We start from the raw sequence: 7,702 nt of genomic DNA on the forward strand, positions 1-7,702 counted from the left end.
GTTCTACCAGCAGGCATCCGTAGATCCCACGGTTCCCCAGCTCCTGGAGAAGGCGGAGAGGGACGGTGTTGAGACCGCCTGGCACAGGTATCTGGCTCAGCAGCCTCAGTGCGGCTTTGGGCTCCTCGGTGTATGCTGCAGGAACTGCAACATGGGACCCTGCAGGATAGACCCGTTCGGCTACGGTCCCAGCAAGGGGATATGCGGGGCCAGCGCGGACACCATAGTCGCCAGGAACCTGATGAGGGCCCTGGCGGCCGGGGCGGCCGCGCACAGCGATCACGCTAGGGATATTGTTGAGGTCTTCAGGGGAATCATAGACGGCTGGGCCAAGGACTACGGAATAACGGATGAGGGGAAGCTGATCAACATGGCCAAGGCCCTTGGAATAGAGACCGAGGGTAAGGGGATAATGGAGATAGCCAAGGAGGTTGTTGAGATAGCAGAGATGGAGTTCGGAAAGCCAGGGAACGAGCCACTCAGGTTTCTCAATGCCTACGCCCCGGAGAAGAGGAAGAGGCTGTGGGAGAGGCTCGGCATGACCCCGAGGGCCATAGACAGGGAGGTCACGGAGATAATGCACAGGACCCACATGGGGGTTGACGCCGATCCCCTCAACCTGATAGCCCAGGGGATCAGGGCCGCCCTGGCCGACGGATGGAGCGGCTCCATGATGGCCACCCTATTCAGTGACGTGATGTTCGGCACCCCGAAGCCGATAAAAGTGTGGGCCAATCTCGGGGTGCTCAGGGAGGATGCGGTCAACATAATGGTTCACGGTCACAATCCCCTGCTCTCCATGAAGATAGTGGAGGCCGCTAAGGACCCTGAGTTGGTGGAGCTGGCCAGGAGCCTCGGCGCCGAGGGCGGTATAAACGTGGTGGGGATGTGCTGCACCGGGAACGAGGTGCTCATGAGACTCGGGATACCCATAGCCGGAAACTTCCTCCAGCAGGAGCTGGCGATCATAACGGGGGCTCTGGAGGCCGTTGTCGTTGATTACCAATGCATAATGCCATCCCTGGTTGACGTGGCCTCGTGCTACCACACTAAGGTGATAACGACGGAGCCCAAGACCAAGATACCGGGGGCCATCCACGTGGAGTTCGACAAGGCCAGGGCCGAGGAGAGCGCGAAGAAGATAGTGAGAATGGCCGTCGAGAACTTCAAGAACAGGATGAGGGAGAGGGTGCTCATACCGAAGGAGAAGATGGAGGCCGTGGTCGGCTTCAGCGTGGAGGCGATACTCTCGGCCCTGGGAGGGACGCTGGAGCCCCTGGCTGAGGCCCTGAGGAGCGGTAAGATAAAGGGGATCGCCGGGATAGTTGGCTGCACCAACCCGAAGGTCAGGCACGACAGCTCACATGTCACGATAACAAAGGAGCTGATAGCGAATGACATATTGGTTGTCGGCACGGGATGCTGGGCCATAGCGATGAGCAAGCACGGTCTCTTCAAACCGGAGGCTGCGGAGCTGGCTGGTCCCGGCCTGAGGGAGGTCTGCAAGGCGCTAGGCATACCCCCCGCCCTTCACATGGGGAGCTGCGTCGATTGCAGCAGGATGCTGGTAGCCCTAGCGGCGCTGGCTGATCATCTGGGAGTCGATATAAGTGATCTCCCGGCAGCGGGCTCCGCTCCCGAGTGGTACAGCGAGAAGGCCGTGTCCATAGGGACCTACTTCGTGGCAAGCGGGCTACTAGTACATCTGGGCACTGTGCCTCCGGTGCTGGGAGCGCCTAAGGTGGTGGAGATCCTCACTAGGGGAGCTGAGGACCTAGTTGGAGGTAAGTTCCTCGTCGAGACGGACCCGCAGAAGGCTGCGAGGGCAATCATTGATCACATAATGGAGAAGAGGAGGAGGTTGGGCTGGCCGGAGTGAAGGCTTATGGGGCTGAAGGTGATAGTGGCCGGGAAGGGAGGAGTTGGAAAGACAACGGTCGCCTCAACTCTCTCCTTTTTTCTCTCCTCAAGGGGTAAGCGGGTTCTGGCCGTTGATACGGATTCCGTCCCGAACCTGGCCTTCTCCCTGGGCCTCCCAGAGGATGTGAGGGGGAGGATAGTCCCCCTGGTGAAGGATGAGGAACTGATAGAGGAGAGGACCGGAGCCAGGCCGGGGGAGAGCTGGGGCCTCTACTTCAGGCTCAACCCCAGGGTTGAGGACCTGGTCGAAAGGTACGGCATCAGGGTGGATGAGAACATAAGCCTGCTGGTGGTCGGGAGCATAGATTCAGCGAAACAAGGTTGCCTATGCCCGGCCATAGCCCTCGGGAAGGCGATGCTATCCCACCTCCTGATGGAGGAGGATGATGCCGTCGTCGTCGATGCCGAGGCGGGGGCGGAGGTGTTCGGAAGGGGTCTGGCTGAGAGGTTCGACCACATGTTTTGCGTGACCGAGCCAACCCTGAAGTCCCTTGAGATAGCCAGGAGGCTGGCGGAGATGGGAAGGAGCCTGGGGATAGCGGAGGTCAGCTACATAGTGAACAAGTTCTCCGGGGATCACCGCGATGTGGAGAGGATAAGGGAGAGGCTGGGGGGAAGGTGCTTCTTCATCCCCTACGACGAGTCCCTGCTGAGGGCCGAGGTGGAGGGGAGGAGCTTGAGGGACCTGATCGGCTCCTCTAAAGCGATCTCATCCCTGATGGAGGCCTTCGACAGCATATTCGGGGGTGATCCTCATGCCTAAGGTGGGGGTCTACGTCTGCCACTGCGGCAAGAACATAGCAGGTAAGGTGGATGTCCAGAGGGTGGCGGCCGAGCTCAAGAAGCATCCGTCGGTCACCGTATCCAGGCACTACTTCTTCATGTGCAGCAGCTCCGGGCAGGACCTCATAAAGAGGGACATAAGGGCCGGAAGGGTGGACAGGGTCGTCGTGGCTGCCTGCAGCCCGAAGCTGCATGAGCCCCTCTTCAGGAGCGTCGTGGAGGAGGCCGGTCTGAACATGGGCTACTTCGAGCAGGCCAACATAAGGGAGCTCGTCTCCTGGTCCACAGATGATCCTGAGGAGGCCACCAGGAAGGCTATAGCTTACACCTGGGCGGCCGTGGAGAAGGTTCTGGAGGCCGAGCCCGTTGAGACCGGGGAGTTCAGCGTGACTAGGGAGGCCCTGGTGATAGGAGGGGGAGTGGCGGGCATAGCGGCTTCCCTGGACCTGGCGGAGAAGGGGATAAGGGTGCACCTGTTGGAGAGGAGCCCCACGATAGGGGGGAAGATGGCCCTCTTTGACAGGGTCTTCCCGACGGGCGATTGCTCCCTCTGCATACTAACACCCATGATGGCCGAGGCCGAGCACCATCCCAACATCACGATTCACACGCTCTGCGAGGTCACGCAGGTGAGCGGTTCCGTGGGGGACTTCAGGGTCAGGGTGAGGAGGAGGGCCAGGCACGTGGACGAGACGAAGTGCGTCGCATGCGGCATATGCGCTGAGAACTGCCCTGTGAGCGTGAGTAACGAGTGGTACATGGGACTAGGGAAGAGGAAGGCCATTTACATACCTTTCCCCCAGTCGGTTCCCAGGGCTTACGCGGTGGATGAGGCCAGCTGCCTCTTCTTCAAGGACGGGAGCTGCAGGAAGTGCGAGGAGGTCTGCCCAGCGAAGGCCGTGGATCTCAGCGAGACGGATGAGGAGTTCGAGCTCAGGGTGGGGGCGATAATAGTGGCCACTGGGGCCGATGAGTACGATGCATCCAACCTGAGGAACTACGGTTACGGGAGGATCGCAGACGTGATAACGCAGCTCGGATTCGAATCCCTCATAAACGTCAACGGACCGACGCAGGGACATCTAAGGAGACCCTCTGATGGAAAGGTCCCTGAGAGCGTGCTCTTCATACAGTGCGCTGGCAGCAGGGATCTGAACCACAATCCGTACTGCTCCAACGTCTGCTGCATGATAACCCTGAAGCACGCGGAGATACTGAGGATGGAGTACCCTGGCACGAAGGTGTACGTGGCTTACATGGACATGAGGACCCCGAAGAAGGGGTTCGAGGAAATGTACAGGAGGGTGAGGGAGGAGGGAGTCGTCTTCATAAGGGGTAAGCCCGGCGAGGTGAGGAGAGATGGAGAGAGGCTAGTGGTCGATGTTTACGATGAGCTTCTTGGGGAGAAGCTGAGCCTGGAAGTCGACATGGTCGTCCTAGCCGCCGGCCTGACCCCATCGGAGGGAACCACATCGATCTCGAAGCTGCTGAACATACCCAGGGACCTCTACGGCTTCCTGCAGGAGCTGCACCCAAAACTGAAGCCGGTTCAGACATCTAGACCGGGTATATTCATATGCGGGACCGCCCAGGGGCCGAAGGACATTCCAGACTCGGTTACGCAGGCGAAGGCAGCTGCAAGTGAGGCGGCCAGGCTTCTGCTTCTGGGGAAGGTCCAGGTGACCGGGGAGAAGGCCGAGGTGAACCAGGATCTCTGCACGGGCTGCGGGGCGTGCGCTGAGGAATGCCCGTTCTCAGCGATAGTTGTGGAAGGGGGCAAGGCCGAGGTGATGCCCCTGGCGTGCATGGGCTGCGGTATCTGCCAGGGGGCCTGCCCGACCGGGGCCATAGAGAGGAGGCTTTACGGCCACGGGCAGATGCTCAATCAGGTGGACGGGCTGCTGGAGGTGATAACTTGAGCTACGTTGTGGGGTTCTGCTGCAACGAGTGCGCCTATGCAGCCGCGGATCTGGCCGGGAGCACGCACAGGAGGCACCCGGCCAACGTGCTCGTCGTCAGGGTACCCTGCTCCGGCACGGTTGACCCCTCCTGGCTCCTCTACGCCCTCGCGAGGGGAGCGGATGCCGTCTTCGTCGCCGGCTGCAGGAAGGGGGAGTGTCACTACGTGGACGGGAACGTGAAGGCGGAGAGAAGGGTGAACTTCGTGAAGGAGCTCCTCAGGGCCGTGGGTGTTGAGCCCGAGAGGGTTGAGATGTTCTTCATGGCGTCCTCGGAGCCCCAGAAGTTCGTTGCGGCGGCTGAGGAGATGGCCCGGAGGGTTGAGGAGCTCGGACCCTTGAGGAGGACGAGAAGGCTGGACAGGGTCAGGCTGGGGAAGAAGATGAACCTTGTAGAGGCGCTCAGGGTCGTGGCCAGGGAGGTGAGGGACCTCGTTCTTCCGGAGATACCTGGCTTCAGGGTCCCGATCTACGATGAGAGCTGCGCCGGGTGCGGCGCCTGCGTGGAATCCTGCGGTCTGGGTGCGCTGAAGATGGTGGACTCCAACGGGTTCAGGAGCATCCTCGTGAACGCGGCCAGATGCTCGGCCTGCGGGGACTGCGTGAAGGCCTGCGAGGAGAGCGGGGAGGCGTCCCTCAGGTTGGGTGGGGTGAGGGTCTCACAGCTCCTGGAGGAGTGGAGCGAGGCGATGAGGATTCCTCTGGTTGAATGCGAGGTCTGCGGGAGGCACTTCGCGACGGAGAAGGAGCTCAGGAGGGCCAACTCACCCAGAGTATGTCCCGACTGCAAGGAGGCCCTCAGCGCCAGATCGATCTCCTTCGGGAGGGTGAGAGCTTGAGCCTCGCGGAGGAGCTGAAGGTCCTTTCCGGACAGGACGTCATGGCATGCTTCCAGTGCGGCGAGTGCTCCTCCTCATGCCAGATGACGGGCTTCAAGGGATTCTCACCGGCTAAGCTCATGCATGAGCTCCAGCTCGGCAGGGAGGAGGTGCTGAGGCGCAGGAGCTATGAGATATGCCTCCACTGCTTCATATGCTCCGTCAGGTGCCCGCAGGGCCTGAGCTTCCCGGATGTGGCCACCGCTCTATCTAACATCGCCGCCAGGAGGTACGGGGCTGGAAGGGTGGAAAGGGCGTTTTTGGAGGAGCTTTCAGGCAAGGGATTCCTTAACCCCGCCATCCTGGCCATGAAGAGTCTTGGAATCTCTGTTGTAAACGCATCCGGGATCAGGGGGCTGAGGCTCGTCCCCCTCATCTTGGAGAGGGGGAGGGTCAGGGATGATCTGTTGAGGGAGGTGAGGAGGGTTGTCGGGAGGGGTTGAGGCCTACTATCCAGGATGCTCCGGAATGACCACCGAGAGAGCTTACGTCAGGACGAGCCTTTTCGTTCTGAAGGAGCTTGGAGTGAATTACAGGCTTCTTGAGGATCTCCCCTGCTGCGGCACCCTCGAGGGGGAGCTCTACGATAGGAGGATGACCAGGGAGCTCGCCTCCATCATAAACAGGGAGGCCGGAGGTAGGGTGATAACGGGATGCAGCGGATGCTACAGCACGATCAACAGAAACGGAGGATCCGCAGTTCACATAGTTGACTTCTTGGCCAGGGAAGTAGGGCTTGAGAGGATAGCATCGAGGATAGTTAGGAGGGTCGACGTGAAGGTGGCCCCCTACTACGGTTGCCTCGCCCTCAGGCCGAGGGAGCTGGCCATAGACGATCCAGAGGAGCCGAGGGTGCTGGGGGACATCCTCTCCCTGACGGGGGCCGATGTCGTCGACTTCCCGATGAAGGCCAAGTGCTGTGGAGGCCCCCTGGCCCTCAGGGAGCCAGAGATAGCCGTTAAACTGGCTCAGGACGTGATAGATTCAGCCAGATCGGCGGGAGCCGAGGCTGTAGCCACCATGTGCAATCTCTGCCACTTCATGCTCGACTTCTACACCTCAGGCCTGCCCGTGCTCCACTTCACCCAGCTTCTGGCGTACTCCATGGGCATGCGCCCTGAGGAGCTGGGCCTGGAGGAGCTGTTCAATCCCCCTCCCCGTAAGATCTTCGGGAGGTGATATCATGTGCGAGGGGGTGGCGTACCTGGTCAGTGACTCTGGAGAGGAGCTGATGATGGAGGAGGTCATGCTGGTGTGGTTCAAGGACGGTAGGCTCGTGCTCGTGAACGAGGATGGTGATGAGAGATCGCTGGATGGGGTGAAGGAGATCAGGATAGACATGCTGAGGCATGAGGTGAGGGTAATCGTCAAGTGACGAACAAAAGGGCCTCCGAGGAGGGCGCGGCATCCCCCCTCAGGCATTTTTCATGAGAGGCGCTCCCCTGAGCTCAAAGTCATGTGAGCGCGCAAAAGGGAGGGGATAGGATCAGCCCAGTCTGAAGCCGCTGATCGAGTAGCCGAAAGGCAGCTTGACCCTGTCCCCGTAGGCATTCTTGAGGAGCCTCACGTTGTCGGCGTTCTCGTCCATCTTGAAGACCATCTTCCCGGACCGCGAGTGAATCTCAACGTCGAACTCATTCACATTTCCCTGGGGAGAGAGTTTAAGCTTGATCTCCCCTATCGAATCGTTATCGATGTAGAAGTTCCCCGGGGTCTCCGAGAGAATAAGGGAGGGCTCCATGCTCATGTACCTGTTCGCGTAGCTCAGCGTGGCCCTGAGCTGGGCGGACCATTGTCCTAGGAACCCCTTTCCCTCGGCTTTCGCCTGTCTCTTGGCCTGTTCTGTAGCTTCCTTGACCATTTCCCCGGTTATCTGGGCGAATATCATTCTCCTAGTCGTTAAGACTGTCGCGAATGTGTCCCATCTTCCCAGGGATCTCGGCCTCCTCAGGAGGACGACCCCCAGCACCTCCTCTTCGCCGGAAGGAATCGACATAATGCGACCTCTTACGCTCACCTCACGCGCTTTCTATAAAAACTTAACCTACCATGGAGGGTTAGATCAACATAATATCCACCTATCCGGGATTGCGGTGAGGATTATCGAGCGGATGACCCCCATCGGCTCGTTTGGAGAGCATACCGCATCGCAAGGTGTGATCA

Annotated in this window: 7 protein-coding genes and 1 pseudogene; 7 read left to right on the forward strand and 1 reads right to left on the reverse strand. The window is 59.9% G+C overall.

Annotated features, from left to right (window positions below; genetic code table 11):
* Positions 1 to 43: 43 nt before the first annotated feature.
* The 7 genes and pseudogenes from cooS (at position 44) to BA066_05325 (ending at position 6,914) form a co-directional block, all read left to right on the forward strand.
* Positions 44 to 1,879, forward strand: a complete 1,836-nt coding sequence (cooS, locus tag BA066_05295) for an anaerobic carbon-monoxide dehydrogenase catalytic subunit (protein ID RDD53268.1) — start codon at positions 44 to 46, stop codon at positions 1,877 to 1,879.
* A gap of 6 nt (positions 1,880 to 1,885) precedes the next feature.
* Positions 1,886 to 2,683: a CO dehydrogenase nickel-insertion accessory protein CooC gene (locus BA066_05300; GenBank protein RDD53264.1), complete on the forward strand. Its 798-nt coding sequence runs from the start codon at positions 1,886 to 1,888 to the stop codon at positions 2,681 to 2,683.
* On the forward strand, positions 2,676 to 4,622 hold the full coding sequence (locus tag BA066_05305; GenBank protein RDD53269.1) for a CoB--CoM heterodisulfide reductase iron-sulfur subunit A family protein: 1,947 nt from the start codon (positions 2,676 to 2,678) through the stop codon (positions 4,620 to 4,622). Before BA066_05300 ends, BA066_05305 begins: the two co-directional genes overlap by 8 nt.
* Positions 4,619 to 5,002 (forward strand): annotated as a pseudogene (locus BA066_05310) (hydrogenase iron-sulfur subunit). The gene BA066_05305 and the pseudogene BA066_05310 overlap by 4 nt, the downstream one beginning before the upstream one ends.
* A gap of 368 nt (positions 5,003 to 5,370) precedes the next feature.
* Positions 5,371 to 5,982, forward strand: coding sequence for a hypothetical protein (locus BA066_05315; GenBank protein RDD53270.1), 612 nt, complete (start codon positions 5,371 to 5,373; stop codon positions 5,980 to 5,982).
* Positions 5,966 to 6,718, forward strand: a complete 753-nt coding sequence (locus BA066_05320; GenBank protein ID RDD53265.1) for a hypothetical protein — start codon at positions 5,966 to 5,968, stop codon at positions 6,716 to 6,718. The genes BA066_05315 and BA066_05320 overlap by 17 nt, the downstream gene beginning before the upstream one ends.
* Before the next feature lie 4 nt (positions 6,719 to 6,722).
* The gene (locus BA066_05325) at positions 6,723 to 6,914 is read left to right on the forward strand and encodes a CooT family nickel-binding protein (protein ID RDD53266.1); all 192 of its coding nucleotides are present in this window, start codon (positions 6,723 to 6,725) and stop codon (positions 6,912 to 6,914) included.
* A gap of 111 nt (positions 6,915 to 7,025) precedes the next feature.
* On the opposite strand, the gene BA066_05330 is transcribed toward BA066_05325, so the two are convergent.
* Complete coding sequence (locus BA066_05330) at positions 7,026 to 7,535, reverse strand: hypothetical protein (GenBank protein RDD53267.1); 510 nt, start codon at positions 7,533 to 7,535, stop codon at positions 7,026 to 7,028.
* Positions 7,536 to 7,702 lie beyond the last annotated feature (167 nt).

Source organism: Candidatus Korarchaeota archaeon NZ13-K (assembly GCA_003344655.1).
GTDB lineage: Archaea > Korarchaeota > Korarchaeia > Korarchaeales > Korarchaeaceae > Korarchaeum.